Source organism: Herpetosiphon llansteffanensis, from assembly GCF_003205875.1.
In the GTDB taxonomy this organism is placed as follows: Bacteria; Chloroflexota; Chloroflexia; order Chloroflexales; family Herpetosiphonaceae; genus Herpetosiphon; species Herpetosiphon llansteffanensis.
This window is the reverse complement of the sequence record NZ_PUBZ01000141.1, coordinates 1-22,485: the sequence shown is the minus strand read 5'-3', so window position 1 is coordinate 22,485 and position 22,485 is coordinate 1. Positions and strand designations below refer to the sequence as shown.

Sequence of the window (22,485 nt, the reverse complement as noted above, 5' to 3'; positions counted from 1 at the left end):
CCCCTGATCCCCAACCCCTATGCTCTATGTTCTTACTCGATGTTCTGGATAATCGTCTCGCGCATGGCCTTGCCGACTGCTTCCCAGCGATAACGTGACGCAATTTCGACACTGCGTGCGCCAAAACGCCGACAGCGCTCAGGATCGCCAACCAGCTTGATTAAGGCGGTCGCTAGCTGATCGACTGTGCCTGGCTCGACCAAATAGCCGTTGCCATCTTGCTCGATAAAGTCGGGCATGGCTCCAAGGTTGGTCGAAACCACCGGCAGCCAATAATTCATGGCCTCGATCGTCACGATGCCAAATGGCTCAAGCTTGGTGGGCATGCAAAAGACGGCGGCTCGTTGGTAATATTGTGGCAGTTGCTCAACCGGAATCCGCCCAATGACCTCAACTCCTGGCTGATTGGTTTGTGGCGTTGCGCCGATGATTGTCAGGGTTGCATTGGGATAAACCGCCCGCACTTGGGCGAAGGCTTGCAGCAATTCAGGGCCGCCTTTGCGCTCCCAATCTATCCCAACATAAACAATATTTTGGCTGGCATAGCGCGCTGGGTCTGGCGCTTCGCTGATGACTGGCGCATTGCTGCCAGCATAAACACAGCGCACTTTTTCTGGCTCGCAATGATAATCGTCGATCAACGAGCGCGAAACATGATTCGAGCGTGTAAAGACTATTTTGGCATTTTGATAAATTATTGGCTCTAATTTCATCCAATCTGGGTGATAGAGCGAGGCTGGATTAAAGCCCGGATATTGGCGATTTGCTAATAATGTGTGGTCGGTATAAACAAAATGGGGAATGTTCGGCACGCTGGCATCAAATAATGATTGCATCTGAAAACTGAATACATACTCATCATCGCGCAGCAAATCGGCAACTAAATGCTTGACAGCTTTGAAAATATAGCTGGTGATTAAAAAGGCATCTTTGGGGCCGCGCCGCCGCAAGGCCAAATCACCAGCATATTGACGCAACGTCCACCAGCCATTCAGCGCAACCAACGCAGGCTTGCGGCGAATGATAGGAATTAAATCGATCTCGCGCAGTTCATATTCGGGGAATTGAGCACGTAAGGTTTCGGCAGTTCGCACATTGGCCAACGGCCAGCGGCCCTTGCGAATAAAGGCAATTTTAGCAGCCACACACACCTCCAACACAGATCACGACCGACAGCAACTCATGGCTACTGTCGGTCTGAATTGGCGATTTTAATTTGAAAAAGTAACTATTGATTTGGATCAATCACGGTCACATTATAGGTGAAGCTCCGGGTTTGCGAGTTATTAACTAGCACATTGCCAATCGTGATCGTATAAGTCCTATCGGCTGCTGCTGGTGGCCAGTTTGAGCTATGGTTGGAACCCTGCGGAATCCAAACTATGGTGTTTTCGCCAAAGCCAGTAGCAACGGTTTCTTTGGTGACTGGAATAGTGGTGCTGCCTTGGCGCATGGTAATGGTTGCATTGGCAAAATTGCCATTATGCAAGGCGAACGACCAACGCCCAAACACCACTTGATAGGGCACAAAACCTTCTGGTGGCCAAGGCACATACTCGGTGCGGGTTGCAGGTCGCGCCGTGCCATAATCGCTCGTAATCACATACAAAGCGTTCGAGCCAGCGTAGCCGCTGCGGCTTGGCACATCGCCAGTGCCAATCGATTTGGTTTGGGGATAGATAATCCAGCGGCGGTGACCAGCTGAGCTATTGCCAGCCCCAGGATCGAGCATATAGCCGGTAATTGCGCCTGGCCCAAGTTGGCCTAGATATAAATTCGATTTACCAGCGGCATTCTTGCCAGTGGTGGTGTAACAAGCCCACGAGGTTGGCGGATTGTGGCTGAGGCTATTGTTGCGACTCATCATCAAGGCCGCTTGTTGAGCTTGGCTGTTGTAGCTCTCGTTAAGCGTGACGGCGGCTAGACCAGCCATTTTGCGAAAATAATTGACCCGCAGCAGAATTGCATCGCGATAGGCTTGGCTGGTTGTGCCAGCATTACAGGTGGCTTGATTGCCAGTCCAGCCATCGGCAACATTATTGCTGGGCAAGTAGAAATTGGTATAGAAATTGACCACCGATTGGCGATTGTGAATATCAAGCTCAGGGTTCGATGTGACGACTGGAAAATAGGTGGTGCTGCCACCAGTAATTGCTTGGGGTTCTTGGGCTGCAAGCGGGGCAACCATGCCCAACACCACCAAACTTGCAATAACCAAACCCAGCCAGCGCTTGCGCTGCTTGTATTGTGCCACTTGCATACCTGCCTCCATTGATTGATTCGTTAATTAATTTTGACAAAGATTTGGCATTTTGGCTATAGCCCATCTGCCCTAACGATTTGGGTCAATAATGGTGACTTGGTAGCTGAATGAGCGCGTTTGGCCGTTATGCACCACATTGCTCAGATTAACCGTGTAGGTAATGTCGGTAGTTGGAACTGGCCAAGTGACATAGCCCGTTACCTCCCAAACGATTGTATTATCGCCGCTGCCACTGCTGCGTGAAACAATCGTGGTGGCTTGCGGTTGATTGGCTTTTTGCATGGTCACAGTTGCATTGGCAAAATTGGCGTTGGGCAGGCTAAACGACCAGAGTTTGAAGGCATTTCTAAATGGCACAAAGCCTGCTGGTGGCCAAGCAATATACTCGGTGCGGGTGGCTGGGCGTGGGCCGGTGTTGCCAACAACCCACAAACTGTTAGCATCAATTGTGCCGTTTTGGCCATCAACATCGCCAGTGCCCATTCTGAGCGTCGGCGGGTATAGCAGCCAACGCCGATGGCCGACGCTTGGGGTTCCCGTATCATCCATATACAGCTCAATCGCGGTGGTTCCGTTGGCCGTAATGCCGCCAGCCAAATTGGATTTGCCAGCTGCTTCTTTGCCTTCGGCGGTATAGCACAGCCATGTGCTTGGCGGATTATGGTTGAGGGTGCGATTGCGGCTCATCATTAAGGCTGCTTGCTGTGCTTTGGCATTCAACACCGGATCAAAGCTAACAGTACCCATGCCTGCTAAAAGCCGATAATAATTAACGCGGGCTAGAACATTCTCGCGGAAGGCTTGGTTGGTCGTGCCGGGCGTACAGGTGCTGGCATTGCCTGTCCAGCCTGTAGGCATGCCAACTTTATAATAATTGGTATAAAAATTAACCACCGATTGGCGATTGTGAATATCAAGCAGCGGGTTAGCCATGACGGCTGGCAGATAGTTCATGCTACCGCCAGCTACCGCAGCTGGAGTTTGCCCAGCAACCGATCCAACCAAGCCAAACATCAAGGCACTAATAATCAACCAGCGCCGTTTTGAGCCTAACCAATACCAAATACCCTGCATACACACTCCTGAAGAATAAACAATGATGCAGGGTACTATCACAGAGCTAGGTCGAATTGGCTATAGCTCTTTAGAACTAGTTTTACGAATGTTTAATAAAATCGTGCCATTCCTCGCGCAAAATGCCAAAGCCTAAGCCATCGTAATACTGGCCATCGACGATGCGCGCTTTGCGAAAACACGCTTCTTGGCGAAAACCAAGCGCGGTTGCTAATTTGGCCATGCGCTGGTTGCCCGACCATGTGCGCAAATCAAGCCGCACCAGCTCTGGGCGTTGGGTAAATTGATAATCGATCCATAATTTAAAGGCTTCGCGGCCAATTCCACGTTGCCACCAAGCCGGATCGTAAATTGCAATTCCCAAGCAGAGCCAATTGGTTTCGATGCTTTCCCAGTAGCTGGTGACTGTGCCCAATAACTGGTTTGTTGCAGGGTCTGCAATAACTAAATTCATGCGGGGAGTTGGCCATTCGGCGGCCTCAATCGCAGCCTGTTTTTTAGCTACCAGCGCGGGAATCTCGGCTACGGTCGGGCCTGGATAATATGGGCCATCCCAGCGTTGCCACTCGTGTTCAGGCCGCAGCCAATCGCCCCAAAGCGCCAAATCATTCGGCTGCCAATCGCGCAAAATACAGCGTTGCCCTTCAATCTGCATGCAAACTCCTCATAATATTGGCTGATCAATAGTAAGCCCTAGATAATCGCACAATTTAATGTGAACAATAAATAGCGTGGTAGCTCAATAGCTGATTCAGCAATCAGCGAGCGTAAATATGGAGTAATCCAAAATATTGAAAGTTCTAAGATTTATTCATTTTTGGGTGAATTGATAGGATTTATAATGATCACCACCCCTCCGCCCCGCCTCAAGGCGGGGAACGCAGGAGGTTTTCATCCCCCTGCACCCCCTAAAGGACATTTTGTGGATTGTATGTCCATTTGAGCGATATGCAAAATCCTTCTGTTAAAGCATCAGGAAATAAAAATAATTGAACAAATGTTCTGATTTTGTTATGATAGACAGCTATAAGCCAATTAGATAGAGGAGTAACTATGGGCGCATCAGGTTGGAGCTATTTTGTCCCGTATCAAGCCGATGTACAAGCAGCGTTTGAGCAATTGCAAGCGGAGGTATTGAAGAGTGGCGATTTCAGTAAGGGCCGTGCATGGTGGGAAGGTATGGATTTAGAGGATTATGCATCGCCTGAGGAGCTTAGTCCCGACAATATTGAAGATTATCGCCAAGAGCTTGAGGCGTTGCAAAGCCAAACCTACCCAACCACAATCGAGCAATGGCGCAAGTGGAATGAGCCTGATGGCACGCATTCAATCCTCGATATTGAGCGCGTTGTTGAGAAAATTAGCCCATTACCACGCTGGTCAAGCAATCAAGCTGACCCAGAGGCATGGAGTCAAGCCTTTTCAGAACAGGTTGCGGTGATCGCCCCGATGCCTGACGACTTGCAACGCGAAATTTTTGGCACAACCCGCCCGACCAAAGCCCAAATTATTGCTCAAGAGTCGGCTATTTCCGACCACTACGACAGTGATCAAGGCTTTATCATTACTGCCTACGAAAATGATCAGCCGCATGAATTGTGTTTTATTGGCTATTCCGGCGATTAGGCGTATTTGGAATAAAAAAGCTCTTGCATGGTGCAAGAGCTTTGTAGGTTAGATTTACTGGTACCATGTCCCCTCTCCCGTGCGCGGGCGAGGGGCTTTAACCCGCTCGTTCTGCGCAATGCGTCGGGGGAAACACTGGTGCTCCCCTCGCCCGCGTGCAGTGGGAGAGGGGCTGGGAGTGAGGGCATGCTCCTCGTTGCCAATCCAATGAACCAATATAGCGAAACTATTGAATTAGGCTTGTAACAGTTCAATCAACTCGGCATGCACCGCGCCGTTGGTCGCTACCAAGCGATCAATCCATGGATTCCATTCTGCGCCAGTCCATGTGCTCAGTTTGCCGCCAGCTTCGCTCAAAATAACCGCTGCTGCTGCTGTATCCCACGGCTTGAGGCCAAGCTCCCAGTGGCCTTCGCTGCGTCCAGCCGCCACGTAGCAAATATCTAAAGCTGCTGCCCCGCCGCGCCGAATTGCTTGGGCTTTGAGCACGATGCGGCTAAATTCAGCAATGTTGTTATCAGGATTGCTACGGATTGTGTAGGGAAAGCCGGTACTGAGCAAGGCTGCATCGATTGTGTTGGTGCTGGTGACATGCAATGGCTGATCGTTGAGCCATGCGCCAACGCCGCGCTCGCCGACAAAACATTCATCGCGCCATGGGTCGTAAACAACGCCAATTGTTGGCTGATTGTTGTGCAACAAGGCGATTGAAACCGCGAAGAAGGGAAATCCATGAGCATAATTGGTTGTGCCATCAAGCGGATCAATCACCCAGCAATATTCGGCGCTGCGACCATCGTCGCCTGATTCTTCGGCCACAATCCGATGCTCGGGGAATTGCTCGTGAATTGTGCTGACAATCAATTTTTCGCTGGCCAAATCGATATTAGTCACCAGATCAATTGTGGCACTTTTATGTTGAATCTGACGCTCATTGCGTAATCCATCGCGCAGAATTTGGCCTGCTGCTTTGGCAATGGCAATCGCATGACTTCGCATTTGTGGTATCCTTTGGGCTATGAAAAATCCATGCTCTCGTCGTTGGCGACAGCGACTCAATTGTACCATCGCTCTGCTTGCAAGCCCATGGCTGTTGATCGGCTGTGGCAATGTTGATCAACGTTTATCAACTAACCCACCATTTGTTACTATTCAGGAGCCAGTCATGACCAGTGAGCCTGAATCTATCAACGCCCAAACTGTGATCAGCTTGCATCAGACCCAATTTGCCGCTTCTAGCGAGCAAATTAAGGTGCTGGTTGATGAAGCCGTCACGTGGCCTGCGAGCAATCTTGGTTGTGCCGATAATGGCGGTATGGGCAAAGCGGTGCTGACTGGCGGTTTTCGCGTGGTGTTGGAGGTTAATGGAGAGCAATTTGCCTACCATTCAGGTCTTGATCGTCAATTCTTTTTATGCAATACTCCTGAGTAGCGCCCCATGCGGATTCTATTTCTCACGCCATATCCTGCCTACCCCGCCAATAGTGGCGGCACTCAACGTATGTTTCAGTTGCTGCGCGAGCTAAGCAGCCAGCATGAATTATGGTGTTTAAGCCTCTCGCCAAGCCATCAGGCCAGCGCTGCCGCCCAACCACTCAATCAATATTGCCACTTAACCCTAATTCCTGCGCCGCAACGCAGCCTTGCGCAACGCGCTTGGACAACTCTCACCTCACCATTGCCCGATATGGCCTTGCGCGCTCCTTCGGCGATGTTTCGCGCGGCCTTGGCCAGTTTGCTCAATACCAATCGCTTCGATTTGGTGCAAGCTGAAAGCATCGAGATGGCGCAATATGCCTTGCAAGCGCAACGCTGGGGCGTGCCCGCAACCCTCGATCAATGGAATGCTGAATATCTGCTGCAACAACGCGCTGCCCAAACCGACCGTCAACAGCCTAAACGCTGGCATGCAGCGCTCTATTCGGCGATTCAATGGCGCAAATTGGCCCGCTACGAACGGCTTGTTTGCAACCAGCTTGATCAAACCTATGTGGTTTCGCCAGAAGATCGCGCGATGCTGCAAAAAATTGGCGTTACCAAGCAACTCCATGTTGTGCCGAATGGCGTTGATAGCCAGCAATTTAGCCCAAGCCAGCCCCGCGAGTTCGATCCCAATACGCTGCTTTTTACGGGCAGCTTAGATTTTCGGCCAAACGTCGATGCGTTGCGCTGGTTTGTACAAGAGGTGTTGCCATTAATTCGCGCTGAACGGCCTGCGAGCAAGTTGTTAATTGTTGGGCGAGCACCAACTGCGGCGGTGCTGCAATTAGCTCAGCCTGGCGTGATCGACATTATGCCAAATGTGCCAAGTGTGCAGCCCTATTTCAACCAAGCGGCAGTGTTTGTGCTGCCAATGCGCATGGGCGGCGGCGTGCGGCTCAAATTGCTCGAAGCCCTGGCCACCGAAACTCCCCTCGTTTCCACCACCATGGGCGCTGATGGCGTAACTGGCCTCGTGCCAAATCAGCATTGTTTGCTGGCCGATACGCCTCACGCATTTGCCCAAGCAACCCTCAAATTGCTCCACGATCGCCAATTGGCTCAAAGCCTCGCCACTGCTGCGCGTAGCTTTGTGGCCGCCAACTACGATTGGCAGGCGATTACTGGGCGCTTACAACAGGCGTGGGGCGAAATAAGTCATGGGTAAGACTCACTAAAAGAACTATAGACTGTTAGGAAACAAGCCCCTATACTCTGTCGTTGTGTTCCATCCTGATCTGGGGAGGACGTATGGACTCGCACCACGCCAGCGAACAGCCGACTGTAGCCCCACATCCTAATCCTGATCGCCATGAATATGAATATGCCGCCGACGCTGTTCAGCCCGTCGTTGATCGTGATGGGTTGCTTGAACAGATTGCATCAATTTTAGGCCAAAACTTGCCGTTGGATATGCTCTATCGCCAGCTTGTAACGGCGCTTGCTGAGCGCTTCGCTAATAGCTTCATTTGCATTTATGCAGCTCACACCGATATGCTCAAATTGCAATGCCAACATGGTTTTGGGCATAATCCTGAACAATTGAGCTTTCAACAGGGGATTGTTGGGCGTTGTGCTCGCACCAAACAAGCCTATTTGGTGGCCTATGTTGATCAAGATCCCGATTTTATTCGCAGCCATCCGCATATCCAATCGTCGATCTGCGTGCCACTGCTCGCTGGGCAGCAATTATTGGGCGTTTTGATGATCGAGAGCATCGTCGATACCTTTAATCAAGCAGATGCTGCACTATTGATCAATGTGTGTCGCCAGGTAAGCAATGCGCTGGGCCAAGCGGCCCTGTGGCGGCCCAACAGCCTGATTGATCAACATTATCGGGCCATGCTCGATGCCATGCCCGATGGCATTGTGGTGCAACAAGCAGGCCGCATTGTCTATAGCAACGCGATTGGCATTGCCTTGCTTGGCTTTGAAAGTTGCTATCAAATTCTTGGTAGCGATCTCGCGCGTATGCTCGAACAAAACTCAAATACCATTCAAAAACTGTTTGATCAAGCGCTGGCAACCAAGCAGCCGCTGAGCCATGAATTGCGCTACGATCCAACCAGAAGCTCGGAAATCCCCCTAAGGTTGACAATTATTCCCATAACTTTTGCTGGTAACTCAGCGGTACAGATAGTAATTCGCGATCATACGGCCATCCAACAACGTGAAGCTGCCCAACAACTTGCCAACGAACGCGAAAAACGCAAAAGTCTTGGCCTGCTCGCCGGCGGAATTGCCCACGATTTCAATAATATTTTGATGGGCATTCGGGGCAATGTTAGCCTAGGATTGCTCGATCTCATTCCAACCCACCCAATTTATCAGCAACTGCAAGAGATCGAAGCCCTCGCAATTCGTGCTACAGAGCTAACCCAGCAGATTGTCGCCTACACCGGAAGCAGCCTTTTTGTCAGTAGTCCTGTCGATTTGAATGCGCAAGTGCGTGAGCTAACCCCGACGTTTAGTGAGCAGGCGCATCCAACGACCAACATAACCTATGAGCTTGATGATCAATTGGGGCTACTCAAGGGTGATGTTAATCAACTGAACCAAATCATTCTGAGTATCTTCAAAAACAGTCTTGAATCGATCGACCATCGGTTTGGCGCAATTCAAATTACCAGCAAGCTCCAAACCTATGCTCAAGCTCCGCATACCGCTACTGGCTTGCCCAAACTTACCGCAGGCAGCTATATCACCCTGAGTATTCGTGATAACGGTGTTGGCATGGATGCCCACACCCAAGGGCTGATGTTTGATCCCTATTTCAGCACAAAATTTGCCGGACGCGGGCTTGGCTTAGCCGCAGTCTTAGGCATGGTACGCGCTCATCATGGCTCGATTGCCGTGTGGAGCCAACCCCAAATGGGAACGGAGGTCACGGTGTTATTACCACCACATTCGATTTTACAGCCAACCCCAGCAGCAACGAACGATGTTGTTCAATCAGTGCACAATCTGGTGATGCTGATCGATGATGAACCAGCAGTACGGATGGTTACTGAGCGCATGCTGCAACGTTTAGGCCTAACTGTGCGCGGATTTGGTGATGGCCAGAGTGCAATTAAGGCCTTTCGCGAGCAAGCCAACGAATATCAGTTGGTTTTGCTCGATCTGACGATGCCCCACTTTAATGGCATCGATACAGCCCGTGGTTTGCGGGCGATTCGCAACGATGTGCCGATTGTGTTGATGAGTGGCTATAGCGTCGATTTGATGCTTGATCCGTTGCTGAATGACGGTTTGGCTGGCTTTTTGCAAAAACCATTTACACTCAGCGATTTGCAACGCACCATCAATAGTGTTTCGGCAACCAAAAGCCGCCATTAGCCAAAACTACCCAACTTCAGCTTGAAATTTGCCGCACGCTGATCAGCACCGCAGGCTTGATCGGCGTGTCTGCATGCATTTGATGTATACTCATTTTAAAATCCTTGTGTTGATTGAGGAATCCACATGCAGCTTAAAGTTCAGATTGTCAATGCTTTTATTGATGGCGCTAGCGGCGGAAATCCAGCAGGGGTAGTGTTGCAAGCCGATGGTTTGACGACCGAACAGAAATTGGCTGTTGCGCAGCAGGTTGGCTTATCGGAAACGGCCTTTGTCAGCGCATCGGATGTTGCCACAATTAAGCTTGAATTTTTTACCCCAACCCGCCAAATTGCCCATTGCGGCCACGCCACAATCGCCACATTTAGCCTTTTGCGTCAGCTCAATCACGTGCCTGCGGGCCAGCTTTCCAAAGAAACCATCGATGGGCTGCGCGAGATTATTGTGGCTGATGATCAGGCCTTTATGCAGCAACTTGCGCCGCGCTATCAACAATTTGAGCTAAGCGACCCGATCGCCCAACAAGCCTTGGAATCGCTCAATCTCGGCAGCGATGCGTTGTTGAGCGGGAGTTTGCCAACCTTGGTCAACACCGGCAATAGCTTTTTAATTATTGGGCTGGCGAGCGAGCAAACCCTGGCCGAATTGCAACCAAATTTTGCGCAAATCCAGCAAATTAGCGAGCAACTCGATTTGATTGGCTATTATGTGTTTACGCCAGCGACCAAACAGCAAGGCCGTTCTGCTGGCACGCGTATGTTCGCGCCGCGCTATGGCATTCGCGAGGAAGCTGGCACGGGCATGGCTGCTGGCCCGCTGGCCTGTTATTTGTACGATAAATTGGGTTTGCAGCAAACTAGCTTTTTAATCGAGCAAGGTTGGCTGATGCAACCAGCCTCGCCAAGCGTGATCGAAGTTCAACTTAAATTGGCCGATGGGGCAATTCAGAGTTTGCTAGCTGGTGGCCGCGCCAAAGTTATGCAAACGCTGGAGGTTGAGCTCTAAAAAATTACCCAAGCAAATCTTTAAGTAATGCCTGTTGTTCTTCATAGAGAGCAATAGCTTGACGAATTAATGCATCAGCATAGCCTTGCAAAATCTGATTAAATAAAATCAGTAGCAAAACTATGGTAACGCTTATGCTGATTAATGGATGTACCGTTGAGGCTACAACTGGCCCAAGTGTTACGATGGTAGTAATGATAATTAATGGCGAGGCAGTTTTAGTTCCTACGATTGATGCTTCTAACGCGGTAATATCCTTAAGCGTTGCTAGTTGATATGGTTGAATGCGTGCTTGTTGAAGTTGTTTGATGATTAAAAAGAGAATTTGAGCTTTTTTATCAGTAAAAGATAGAGTTTCAGAAAAGTTAAATAATGCCAATAATCCGAATAAAATAATACTTGATGCTAGAATTTTGACTGTTATTGGATATTCCATTGGTATACTAACTATCAGTATAAAAATAAATAAACCTACGCTTATTAATACATTATTAAGTATGTATTTGCGCATTATCATGCGACTAACTGATGTGTAAATATTCTTAGTAGCAAAGCCTTCAATTCGTTTTCGAATATATTTATCTGTTATATCTTTCATTTTAATACCTAAGCTATATTTAAATATCACAAAAAGACTATATTTTGGTATTATCACACCAATGGTAACGCACTGGTTTGTTGATTTTTACAACGTAGCCAGCCTCAATTGCGCGTTTAAGCCATTCGCTCACTTGAGGCTTCGTTAATTGTAGGTTTTCCATTATTTGTTCAATCGATAACGGATTTTTAGCTGTTTGCTTAAGATAATCAAGAAAGAGCTGATAGAAATTAATTGTTATTGGCTGCTCGATGCTTGTTGGTTTGGCTCCTACAGCCTCTGGGTTGGATTCAGCAGGAACTAGATCAAATAAACTCAGCGGAGTTGCTTCAATGCGTGCTGGTTGATTGATTAATTGATGCAAATCGGTGATTGGCTCGGCTAAGGTTTGTGCTCCTTGGTTGAGCAACGCACTATTTCCACTACTTGCCGCTGAATTTGGCTTGACCCAAAGTGGAACCCATTCAGCTTTAAGATTTTCGATTGCGCCATGCCAAGTTCCACCTTTATTGAGCGTGCTATTGACCACAATTGCTGCATCGGCCAAACAATAGATATATTTGTTGCGCCCCATTGCGTTGCCCACATCAAAGCCAGCTTCTGGATTAAACGGCGAGACCAAAACCAATTGCTGCTGTTGTAGTGCTTGGCGATTGCTTGCAGCTAAGGCTGTTTTGAACAAACTATCGGCTAAAATACCAACTGCTTGGCCATTTGCTGCCAATGCTGCCTGCATCACCGTTTGATCAACTCCGCGTGCGCCGCCAGAAACGACAATTGCGCCGTGGTTGGCGAGGGTTGTGCCAAGCTCGGCAGTCCATGCAAGCTCGGCTGTGGTGCTATGCCGCGCACCAACGACGGCAATGCCTCCAGCATTTAATAGCTCGCCATTGCCACAACCAAAGAGCACTGGTGGCGCAAGCTGCTTGAGCCGTTGTTTTAACTGCTGCGGATAGCGCTGATCAGAGCGAATGATGACCCAAATTCCTGCCCGTTGCCATTTCTCCAAGGCAAAACCAAGGACTGCCGCGCGATCAAGCAGCCGTTGAATTCGCTCAAGGCTGATCGTTGGATCGCTCCATTCGCTCAAAAGCTGTGGTAATTGATGGCTTAGCAGCTGTTCTGGCTGAAATTGTTGGCTGCGTAACCATGCTGCAAAGCGACCCCACTCGCTGGTGGTTAACGGCTTCACCTCGGTTTGCTTGCCTAAATGGGTGGTTAGCAGCAGAATCGCATGCGTTTGGGCGTTAATGTTCATTCGTCGTCATCACTTGCTGTCGAGGCCAAGGCACAGGGATAGACTGCGGTCGCCCCAGCTTCTTTTAATAATTTGGCAACGATGGTTAATGTCCAGCGTGAATCAACAATATCATCAATTAATAAGACTGGCTCAGCCTGCCACTCGGCAATCTTAAAGGCCTTAAGCACATTCATTTGTTGATGAAACGCATTGTGCTGTGATTTCTGTGGCTCATTATTGCGGATTTTGACAACCGCTGCAAGCCATGGTATGCCTAGTTTTTGGGCTACCCGTCGGGCAAAATCCTCAACTAAATGGGGATTTCTGGTCGAAGGAATCGAGGCAACCCATGTTGGACAAGGCTGTGGTTGCCAACGCTGTTGAATCATTTCGACGAGGGCAGCAACTAAATCATCGCGAAAATGACCGCGCTTTTTATCGTGGCTGACCATTGCGCCCCACCCAGCATGGCCCCAGCGAGCCAAAACCCGACCTGGTTCTGCTCGCACAGGTTCAGCGAGGCTCGCCAGTTGCCGGTATGCCCGTGGAATATTGGGGGCAGCAATTTTTCTTGGTTCTAATACTTGTTCCGAGTGCCTGAGAAAGCGTGCTGCTTGGTTGATTAAAGTGGCTGTTGGCTGATTGTCGAATACGCTGCCGCGACAGTTGGCACAACGCCCACAATCGCTACTATGCAGGTCATCAAGGGCTTCAGCTAAATAGCGCATCAGGCAGTTTGGCGTATCAACATAGGCTTGAATTGCTTGCCATTCTTGGCTGCGCCGCTGATTCAAGCCCGCGATTTTGGCATGATCAAGCTGATAGTTGCTGGCATTGATGGTTGCATACCATTTTTTTTGATTGTAGATAACTGGTGGTTTGGCTTCGACCGACAAAAATTTGAGCGCATGCTCCAGTTTGGCTCGACGCGCATTAATTTTCTCAAGAATAGCATTCAGTTTTACGCCATCATGCCGATTGATTTCGTGCAAAACTGCCTCAATGATCGTTTGGCTCGGAAAAGCCTCACGCCGAAAATAGTCGTGAATTGCTGCATCTTCTTCGCCAGCGAGCAAAATACCATAGGCTTGTTCGATTGCGCGGCCCGTCCGCCCAACTTGCTGATAGTAGGCAATAATCGAGCTTGGCGCTTGATAATGAATCACAAATCCTAAATCTGGTTTATCGTAGCCCATGCCGAGCGCACTAGTCGCGACCAAAACTTTGATTTGATTTTGCGATAAGCGCTGTTCAATTTCAGTGCGCGTTTCCGCATTCAAGCCAGCGTGATAGGCACAAGCGCTAATCGCCTGTTGGTTAAGCCAAGTAGCCACTTGTTCTGTATCGGCATGGGTTAAGGTATAGATAATGCCTGTGCCTGGTAATTGAGGTATATAGTGGGCCAGCCACGCCAAACGACTCGCAGCATCAGCCAAGCGAACTGTTTGCAAATGTAGGCTTTCGCGCATCAAAGGGCCACGTTCAACGGCAAAAGTACCCAAATGCTGGCGAATATCATCAATTACCCGCTGGTTGGCTGTAGCAGTCGTGGCTAAAATCGGCAAGTTTTTGGGCATTACTTGCAGGGTCTGAATAATGCGGCGATAGTCGGGGCGAAAATCATGACCCCAATCGGAAATACAATGCGCCTCATCAATGACCAACAAGCCAATTTGCTGGCTGATTGGCAACAGCACCTCTTCCATAAAGGCTTCATTGGCAAAACGTTCTGGCGCAATCAGCAATACATCAACCTGATTTTGTAGCACACGGGCCTTTATCACGGCCCAATCGTCGGTATTGCTCGCATTAATACTGACGGCAGTTAAGCCAAAGCGTTGCGCGGCTGCAATTTGATTATTGATTAATGCTAACAATGGCGAAATAATCAGGGTCATTTTGCCCCGTTGCAGGCGGATATGCTGAGCTGCAATAAAATAAACCCAACTTTTGCCCCAGCCTGTGCGCTGCACCACGAGCAGTTGTTGCTGCTCATTAATCAGGCGATCAATTGCCGACCATTGACCATCGCGGAAGTTGGCGCGAGGGTTATTTAATGATCGTCGTAGTTGCTCAAGGGCTTGATCGTAACTCAACTCCGCAGTAATTTGCATGAACAGCGCTCCAATCTCAAGTGATAACAATTCGTTGCAGCGATATTAGTATACAAGAGATTGCAGCGGCTAGTTAATTGGTTTTGGTTTAGAACGTGGCAGTTTGCAGCACATTAATCAGCTCGTCGATACTTTGTTGTGCGCCAGTGTGTTTGAGGCTTTCAAATTGTTCGCTGCCAAGGGTTGTAGTTAGTGCGGTTTCGATCATGGTTTGTTGGCGCTCGTCGTACCAAACCGGCTTTGCTTGTAGTTCTGCAAATACGGCGCTGGCATAGCCCCATGCCAGCGCCGCCGCTTCCGCCAATCCAGCCTTAAGCAACATTTCGCTGGCAGTTTTGGCTCCTGCCACAATGCCACTTTTTGATTGAGCCGTTTTACGCACAACTAAGGCTTCAACCAAACACTCGCGCGCGCGCTCAAAGCGGCCTTGGCCACCCAAACAGGCAGCTAAGTTGGTCAGAAAATAGCCTAAGCCGTTGTAATCGCGATGAGCGCGGCAAAGCGCCAAGCCTTCTTCGAGCAATGGCTCGGCCTCAGCATAGCGTTCTTCGAGAATTTCGATCAGGCCAAGGTTGCTCAGCGGCAGAATCAGATTAAACGGATTATTGGTTGGGCGAAAAAGGGCTAAAACTTCAGCATAGATTTGGCGCGCTGCCGCTAAATTGCCACGATCAATTTCGATCAAACCCAGATTGTTGAGCGTTATGCCGATCATTGGCTGATCATCAAGCGCCCGATAGAGCGCTAAAGTTTGCTCAAAATAGGCGCTAGCTTGTTCATAGAGGCCTTGTTCGTAGGCCACCAAGCCCAAGGTGTTGAGCAAGCGGGCGGTTTCGTGCTGATTGCTTGATTGAATTGCCAAGGCTGATTCGAGGTAGGCATTGGCTTCACGATAACTACTTTGGACCCAAGCGATGGCCCCGACTGAACCTAGCGCGGTGCGCACAGTTGCTGGCTCGGCTTTGGCTTGCTGCTCCAAGGCTGTGCTAATCCAGCGGCGGCCTTCGGTTAAGTAGCCTTGGCGAATCCAAAAGCGCAGCAAATTGCTGCTTAGTTGCAAGGCAAGATTGGCTTGGTTGTGGCTCAAAGCCCATTGCAGCGCCGCGCGAATGTTGTGAATCTCGCTGAGCAGCCGATTTGTCCAGAATTCGTTGTTGGGGCCACCTAACTCTTCTTTGGCGCTCGCGCTCAAATCGCGGTAGTAGGTTGCGTGATAGAGCTCGATTTGCTGGGCCTCTTTGCGTTTGCGCAAGCGCTGATGGGCATATTCCCGCACTGCATCGAGCATAATGTAGCGTGGCTGTTGGCCAGGCATTGTTTCTTGCAACAGCAAATGTTTTTGCTGCAAACTGGCAAGCCCCGCATCAACCGCAGTGGGGAATTCGCCAGCAGTTTGGTAAAGCGCCATCACCGCATCGCTGGAACAACCGCCATTAAAGGCTCCCATGCGCGTAAACAAGGTTTGTTGGGGCGCTGATAAACGGCTAAAGCACCAATCGAGCACTGGATAGAGCACGTGATGTCTGCTTGGTTTGGCAATCGTTGCGCCGCGCCCTAGAGCCAAATAATTGCGTACCAAAAGCAATAAATCGCTTGGCGAGAGCGCTGAGCTATGAGCAGCAATCAATTCAATCGCCAAGGGCAAGCCATGCAGCAGCCGACAAATTTCGACCACAGCTTTGGCTTGGGTATCGCTCAACACAAAGCGCGGCTGAATCGCTTGCATGCGATCAACAAATAAACCAATCGCTGAATATTCCAATAATTCACTTGCAGATAGATTTGCTTGGTCGGGCACTTCCAGCGGCGGCACGTTGAACGCATATTCATTCGCCAAGCCCAAGGCCACTTGGCTAGTTACCATAAATTGCGCCTGATCGGTGCCTTCGATCAAGAGATTGAGATCGTTGGCTGCGCGTTTAACCTGCTCGAAATTATCCAGAATCAACAACACCCGCTTGCCATGCAAAAAATGTATCAAACTTGCAAGCAACGATTGATTGGCAGTTTCATGCACGCCCAAGGCGTGAGCAATTGTTGGCAGCACAAACACCGCATCATCAACTGGCGCAAGATTGATAAAGTAGCAGCCATCAACAAAACTATCGCGAATAGTTTCGGCAGCTTCAAGCCCAAGCCGGGTTTTACCAGTGCCACTGGCCCCAATTAAGCTGACCAAGCGCTGGGCTTGCTGTTGAAACAAGTCAGCGAGGGCAGCAACGACACGGCTGCGGCCAATTAAGCTGGTCGAATACTGGGGGAGATGCTGCATGATGAACTCCAGTATGCTAGTTTGGGGTTTTCGCGCAGGGTGGAATTGGTCGTTGGGCTGATCAAGGCTGCGACGGTTGAGTGTTTAATTATAGCGCGAGAATCGCCAAAATCCATGGCGATTTTTGTGGTTGGCAATGGTTGCTGAGCTAGAAGGGAGAATCAGATGGGGTCTGATGCAGAAGTACATCTTTTTGATTATCAGGTTTATCGCGCATTGGTTGTGCCTACCATGTAAACGTTTATCAAAACGGGTGTTGCTGCGCCATGGCTTGGCGCGATTATTCAGGGCAGCGATAACGTCATGCTGCCTGCCTACCGTGAGCAATATGCCGCTAAATTTCTGCATGGCGCTGATTTTCGCGCACATTGCAGCTATCTTGACCACGATTGGGCTTGGAATGGTCAACATCAAAGCACTAAAGCATGGTTTGTAGAATGGAAAGAGCGTGCTTGTCGTTCAAGCAACTGTATTGAGATCAATCAATGTTCACTGCATATCCTGCAAAATGGGCATTTAGCCGATGATCTTTCATTTTTATTCAATGAGGTTGTTGATCTGCTCTGTTTGGGGCCAAGCATGTTTGTTGGGCGAACCGTTACTGTGCGCTTTTATCAGGTTTGGTTGGAGCAACAAGGCATGGAGCCTGCACATCCAGCCTATCAATTATTGAATCGTTTGGGCCAACGGGGTTGGGTTATTGGCTTTGGCTGGGCTGGCTCAGCAGAAGGGATTCATGGCTGGCTTGATCCAGCAGAAACCGCAAGTTTGGCCTACCATTTATCAAAACTTGAGTTACCAACCATCCAGCCAACGCTAGAAGGTATGCAGCAAGCCCTCAGAACATTTTGGAATCAAGATTTACGTGAAGAATATTTTCCGAATGTGGCGTTTGAAGCGTTGGGCTTGGCCTTTATGCGGAATTTGGCACTTTTAGCAAGGCAACGCCAACAAGGCTTGTTGTGGCAAAATAGCTAAAAACATCGGGCGGGTGCTATCAGTCGATTGCACCCGCCCGTGTTTGCTGTGTGGAGAGGTCTGGCATAAGAGAAACCGTGCAGCCTGCAAAAAAGATACGGCTCGCAATCCAGATTCTCGAAAGATCACCCCTTGGGGTGATAAAATTGGGCTAACCTGTGGATTTTAAGGGCGTGCCCCCAAGGTTACTTCGACTGTTTGCTCTTGCTCACCCCGAATAATCGTTAAATTAACTTTGTCGCCAACCCGCGAATCGTTGATATGGGCAATCAGATCGTCGCTTGAGCGAATGCGTTCGCCATTGAAGGCGGTCACAATATCGCTGTCAATAATCAATTCAGCGCCTTCAACTTGGATGCTGTTGGTGCCCAAGCGAATACCTGCCTGGTCGGCTGGGCCATCGACAACAACATTGGTTACGAGCGCGCCTTGGCTAACTGGCAATTTCAATTCTTCAGCCAATTGCGAGCTGATCGTGAGCATGCTTACGCCCAAATAGGCCGAATCGTGCTTGCCAGTTTTAATCAGATCTTCCACAATAATTTTGACCGTATTTGCAGGCACGGCGTAGCCAACACCAGCAAAGGATGGTGCCGCCGTCGGATCGCTGACCCGAATCGCGGTGTTGATGCCAATCACTTCGCCGTTGCTATTGAGTAAAGGGCCGCCGCTATTGCCCGGGTTAATGGCTGCATCGGTCTGAATGATGCGGCTGATGCGAAATTGACCGCCATTAGCCATGGTGCGCCCGGGCAATGAACGCCCTTCAACAGCGCTGACAATCCCCAAGGTCATGGTATTTTGCAAGCCAAAAGGATTGCCAATCGCAATTGTATCTTGGCCAACTTGCACCTCGCGCGAGTTGCCAAAAACCATGGGCGCAATGCTGGATACTTCCTCGGTATTAACCTTAATCACCGCAATATCGTTATCTTGATCAGCGCCGCGCAAGGTTGCTGGCACTTGTCGCCCATCAGAGAAGGTGACAAAAATGCGGGTAGCGCCTTCGATGACATGGTTGTTGGTAGCGATATGGCCTTGATCATCTACCAAAAAGCCCGAGCCAAGCGCCTCTTGGGTCACTTCTTGGCTGCTTTCGCCAGCAACTTCAGTATCGATGCTCACGACAGCAGGCCCAACCCGCTTGTACAAATCGATTCGTGCTTGCTCGTCGTTGAGATCATTGCTTGGGCTGGTATTAACCGGGCTGACGGCAACTGGCGTTGGCTCAGCTGACAGAGTTGAGTTGGGATTTGTACTTTGCTCAGGAGTTGCTTGCTCATTTGGCGCAAAAATCCAAAGCAAGATACTGCCCAATATACAAAGCCCTAGTGGAATAAGAAATGCTGGAATCAAAACACGCATGCTGCGTTGTTTCATGCAAAACATCCTTTCTGCATAATCACCGAAAATGGTGTAGGCTGCATGCTATAATTTTATCGCAAAATTTATTTGTGGGGGTCAGGGATCAGGGGTCAGGGATCGGGAATATGCTGATTTTAACCAGCCCCCATTCCCCAGCGACCAATCCCCAAACGACTATGGCACAATCAAACAGCGATCAACCACAATTAACTGCTCGGCAGGAACGGCGTTCGGCGCGGGCTGCCCGTCGTCAAGCTCGCCCATGGTGGCTCAAAGCACTGATTCTTTTGGTGCAACTGCTGCTGATTGGGGTATTTTGCATCCTTGCAGCTGGCTTGGGTGGCTATTGGTATTTTAGCCGCAATTTGCCCTCGATTGATAATTTGGGCACGCATCGCGCCTTTGAAACCACCAAACTCTACGCCCGCGATGGCACAACCTTACTGTATGAGATTTTCGATCCTAACGCTGGCCAACGCACGGTCGTGCCGTTCAGCGCGTTCTCCGAGTATCTTAAACAGGCTACGATTGCGGTCGAAGATAGTAATTTTTATACCAATCCTGGGGTCAATTTGCCTTCGATTGCCCGCGCTGCGCTGGCCAATTTGACCGATCAGGAAACTGGCCAAGGTGGCGCTTCGACGATTACCCAGCAATTGGTGCGCAATGTGTTGCTTTCGCCAGAAGAACGTGGCCAGCAAACACCCAAGCGTAAAATTCGCGAGGCAATTTTGGCCTATCAAATTAGCCAACGCTATTCCAAAGATCAAATTTTGGCCTTGTATTTGAACGAAATTCCCTATGGCAATAATGCGTATGGTGCTGAGGCCGCTGCCCAAGCCTATTTTGGGGTTAGCGTTAGCGATTTAAGCTTGGCCCAAGCAGCGATGTTGGCTGGCTTGCCCCAATCGCCATCGCAACTTGATCCCTTAGTCAACGCCGATGCTGCCAAACAACGTCAAGAAATCGTCTTGGCGGCGATGGTGCGCAACAACATGATCACCAAGCAGCAAGCTGAACAAGCGTTTGCTGAAGTGCTGTATGTTAAGTCTTCGCAAGTAAATTTAACTGCGCCGCACTTTGTGTTTTATGTGCGCCAATTGCTTGAAGCGCGTTATGGCCCTGAATTACTCTACCGTGGCGGGTTGCGGGTGACTACGACGCTTGATCCGCAATGGCAGGCAACTGCCCAGCAAGAGGTGCAGCAACGGGTGAGCGAAATTACTGCGCAACACGCAACCAACGGCGCAGTAGTAATGCTCGATCGCAAAACCAACCAAGTGTTGGCGATGGTTGGCTCCGCCGATTACAACAATACGGCGATTGATGGCCAAGTGAATGTGGCTTTGGCTGAACGTCAACCAGGCTCGGCGCTCAAACCGTTTGTCTATGCAGCGGCGATGATGCGCGATTGGACGGCGGCCAGCGTGCTTTGGGATGTGCCCACCGAATATCGCTTTGCTGGTGGCGAGGTTTATGCGCCCAAAAATTATGATCGTAATTTCCACGGGCCGGTTTCGATTCGGGTTGCCCTAGCCAATTCATTCAACGTGCCAGCGGTCAAAACGCTTGAACATGTTGGCATTGATGAGTTTTTGCGCTTGATGCAGCGGGTTGGCATCAGCACCTTAGATGATCGCCCACGCTATGGTTTATCGTTGGCGCTTGGTGGCGGTGAAGTAACCCTGATGGAATTGACCACCGCCTACAGCGTGTTTGCCAACGAGGGCAATTATCGACCTGCCTCAACGATTTTGAAGGTGGTCAATACGCGGGGCGAAGTGCTCGAAGCCTGGAGCGAACCACCAAGCCAAGCAGCCTTGGGGCCAGATGGCAATGGTTTGGCGTTTATCGTTTCAAGTATGCTGAGCGATAATCAAGCCCGCGAGTGGATGTTTGGGCCTGATAATGCCATGGAATTGCCCAACGATCGGCCTGCGGCGGTCAAAACAGGCACGACCGACGACGACCGCGATAGCTGGACGGTTGGCTATACGCCGAGCGTGGTAATTGGCGCGTGGGTTGGTAACAGCGATAATACCCCAATGGATGCAGTGCCTGGCTCGTTTGGCGCTGCCGTGATTTGGAATCGCTTGATGACCAAGTTCCACGAAGGCTTGCCAATCGAGCAATTTACGCCGCCAGCGAATGTCGCTGAGCATGAGGTTTGTATTCCAACAGGTACCAAACCATCGAAAGCCTGCCCCAACATTCGCAGCGAATATTTTGTTAATGGCACTGAGCCAGTCGAAACCGAAAATGTCTATCGCACAATTCGGGTTGGGCCAAGCGGCGATTGTGTGGCCTTGCCCGATCAGCCAGGCGAAGATCGCGTGTTTGCAATCTATCCCGATGAGGCAGGCAATTGGGGCGAAACAGGCGGCTTGGGAACTCCGCCAACTAAGCCTTGTGCTTTGGTGAATCCAACCAATGCAGGCAACGCCAATGTGCCAATTGCCTTGATTGAGCCAAGCGACGGTGCAGCCTTAGCAGCGCCAATTCGCATTCGCGGCAGCGCCGCTGGCGATTACACGGTTGCTTGGGGTACTGGCGCGAATCCCAGCAGCTGGACAACCATCATCGAAGGCTTTGGCGGTATTTCCAACGGCTTGTTGGCAATTTGGAATGCTGATGGCTTGCCGGAAGGTCAGTATAGTTTGCGTTTGTTGGTCGAGCAAAGCAACGGCATGAACGAGCAACGCGTCACGATCTATCTTGATCGAACTGCGCCGACGATTAGCATCACGGTGCCAGCTTCGGCTTTGCGCGGCCAATCAGTGCAATTTCAAGCTAATGCCCAAGATGATCGCCAGCTTGCCAAAGTTGAGTGGACAGTTAATGGCGAGGTGTTTATGCGTGATCAAGCGCCGTATAGCCTTGATTTCAGCCCAACCCAGGCTGGAACCTATCGAATTGTCGCCACCGCCATTGATCAGGCTGGCAATCGCGCAACCAGCAGTGTCAGCGTATTGAGTGTGAAATAGATTCCCTCACCCCCCACCCCCCTCCTTTCAAGGGTAGGTAGTTCGGGGAGGAAACGACAAACGGCAGAGAATTCGCGTATACTGGACGTGTCAGCACCCATGTCTACGAGGAATTCTATGCCGTTCCATGCTAGTTTAGCCGATTGGGAAG

17 protein-coding genes are annotated in these 22,485 nt (G+C 50.1%); 7 read left to right on the top strand and 10 right to left on the bottom strand.

Annotation, left to right across the window (positions count from 1 at the left end):
- Window positions 1-32 precede the first annotated feature (32 nt).
- The 4 genes from C5S61_RS23030 to C5S61_RS23015 form a co-directional block, all read right to left on the bottom strand.
- On the bottom strand, window positions 33-1,145 hold the full coding sequence (locus C5S61_RS23030) for a glycosyltransferase family 4 protein (protein WP_110519311.1): 1,113 nt from the start codon (window positions 1,143-1,145) through the stop codon (window positions 33-35).
- Between the two features lie 83 nt (window positions 1,146-1,228).
- Window positions 1,229-2,260, bottom strand: a complete 1,032-nt coding sequence (locus C5S61_RS23025) for a CAP domain-containing protein (protein WP_164689739.1) — start codon at window positions 2,258-2,260, stop codon at window positions 1,229-1,231.
- Between the two features lie 72 nt (window positions 2,261-2,332).
- Window positions 2,333-3,337 (bottom strand): CAP domain-containing protein, encoded by a 1,005-nt coding sequence (locus C5S61_RS23020; protein ID WP_110519307.1) that lies wholly within the window; start codon window positions 3,335-3,337, stop codon window positions 2,333-2,335.
- 82 nt (window positions 3,338-3,419) lie between these two features.
- Complete coding sequence (locus C5S61_RS23015) at window positions 3,420-3,992, bottom strand: GNAT family N-acetyltransferase (RefSeq protein WP_110519305.1); 573 nt, start codon at window positions 3,990-3,992, stop codon at window positions 3,420-3,422.
- A 398-nt stretch (window positions 3,993-4,390) separates the two neighbouring features.
- On the opposite strand from C5S61_RS23015, the gene C5S61_RS23010 reads away from it, so the two are divergent.
- Window positions 4,391-4,963: a hypothetical protein gene (locus C5S61_RS23010; protein ID WP_110519303.1), complete on the top strand. Its 573-nt coding sequence runs from the start codon at window positions 4,391-4,393 to the stop codon at window positions 4,961-4,963.
- Window positions 4,964-5,197: 234 nt separating this feature from the next.
- Here the strand turns inward: C5S61_RS23010 and C5S61_RS23005 are convergent, their stop codons facing one another.
- Window positions 5,198-5,962: an inositol monophosphatase family protein gene (locus C5S61_RS23005; protein ID WP_110519300.1), complete on the bottom strand. Its 765-nt coding sequence runs from the start codon at window positions 5,960-5,962 to the stop codon at window positions 5,198-5,200.
- Between the two features lie 166 nt (window positions 5,963-6,128).
- Between C5S61_RS23005 and C5S61_RS23000 the strand changes: the two genes are divergently transcribed.
- The 4 genes from C5S61_RS23000 to C5S61_RS22985 all read left to right on the top strand — a co-directional run bounded on the left by C5S61_RS23000 (window position 6,129) and on the right by C5S61_RS22985 (window position 10,783).
- A complete protein-coding gene (locus C5S61_RS23000; protein WP_110519298.1) occupies window positions 6,129-6,395 on the top strand; it encodes a DUF8738 domain-containing protein in 267 nt (88 codons plus the stop codon).
- A 6-nt stretch (window positions 6,396-6,401) separates the two neighbouring features.
- Window positions 6,402-7,610: a glycosyltransferase gene (locus tag C5S61_RS22995; protein ID WP_110519296.1), complete on the top strand. Its 1,209-nt coding sequence runs from the start codon at window positions 6,402-6,404 to the stop codon at window positions 7,608-7,610.
- A gap of 83 nt (window positions 7,611-7,693) precedes the next feature.
- Window positions 7,694-9,778, top strand: coding sequence for a response regulator (locus tag C5S61_RS22990; RefSeq protein WP_110519294.1), 2,085 nt, complete (start codon window positions 7,694-7,696; stop codon window positions 9,776-9,778).
- A 126-nt stretch (window positions 9,779-9,904) separates the two neighbouring features.
- Window positions 9,905-10,783, top strand: coding sequence for a PhzF family phenazine biosynthesis protein (locus C5S61_RS22985; RefSeq protein WP_110519292.1), 879 nt, complete (start codon window positions 9,905-9,907; stop codon window positions 10,781-10,783).
- A 4-nt stretch (window positions 10,784-10,787) separates the two neighbouring features.
- Here C5S61_RS22985 and C5S61_RS22980 read toward each other — a convergent pair whose 3' ends face one another.
- The 4 genes from C5S61_RS22980 to C5S61_RS22965 form a co-directional block, all read right to left on the bottom strand.
- On the bottom strand, window positions 10,788-11,381 hold the full coding sequence (locus C5S61_RS22980; protein ID WP_124033494.1) for a hypothetical protein: 594 nt from the start codon (window positions 11,379-11,381) through the stop codon (window positions 10,788-10,790).
- A gap of 37 nt (window positions 11,382-11,418) precedes the next feature.
- Complete coding sequence (locus C5S61_RS22975) at window positions 11,419-12,639, bottom strand: DNA-processing protein DprA (RefSeq protein ID WP_110519288.1); 1,221 nt, start codon at window positions 12,637-12,639, stop codon at window positions 11,419-11,421.
- Window positions 12,636-14,735, bottom strand: coding sequence for a RecQ family ATP-dependent DNA helicase (locus C5S61_RS22970; protein ID WP_205701468.1), 2,100 nt, complete (start codon window positions 14,733-14,735; stop codon window positions 12,636-12,638). Before C5S61_RS22970 ends, C5S61_RS22975 begins: the two co-directional genes overlap by 4 nt.
- Window positions 14,736-14,823: 88 nt before the next feature.
- Window positions 14,824-17,007, bottom strand: a complete 2,184-nt coding sequence (locus C5S61_RS22965; protein ID WP_110519286.1) for an ATP-binding protein — start codon at window positions 17,005-17,007, stop codon at window positions 14,824-14,826.
- A 303-nt stretch (window positions 17,008-17,310) separates the two neighbouring features.
- Between C5S61_RS22965 and C5S61_RS22960 the strand changes: the two genes are divergently transcribed.
- Complete coding sequence (locus C5S61_RS22960) at window positions 17,311-17,985, top strand: hypothetical protein (protein WP_110519284.1); 675 nt, start codon at window positions 17,311-17,313, stop codon at window positions 17,983-17,985.
- A 165-nt stretch (window positions 17,986-18,150) separates the two neighbouring features.
- Here the strand turns inward: C5S61_RS22960 and C5S61_RS22955 are convergent, their stop codons facing one another.
- The gene (locus C5S61_RS22955; protein ID WP_164689738.1) at window positions 18,151-19,365 is read right to left on the bottom strand and encodes a S1C family serine protease; all 1,215 of its coding nucleotides are present in this window, start codon (window positions 19,363-19,365) and stop codon (window positions 18,151-18,153) included.
- A 110-nt stretch (window positions 19,366-19,475) separates the two neighbouring features.
- Between C5S61_RS22955 and C5S61_RS22950 the strand changes: the two genes are divergently transcribed.
- A complete protein-coding gene (locus C5S61_RS22950) occupies window positions 19,476-22,334 on the top strand; it encodes a penicillin-binding protein (protein WP_164689737.1) in 2,859 nt (952 codons plus the stop codon).
- Window positions 22,335-22,485: the final 151 nt, after the last annotated feature.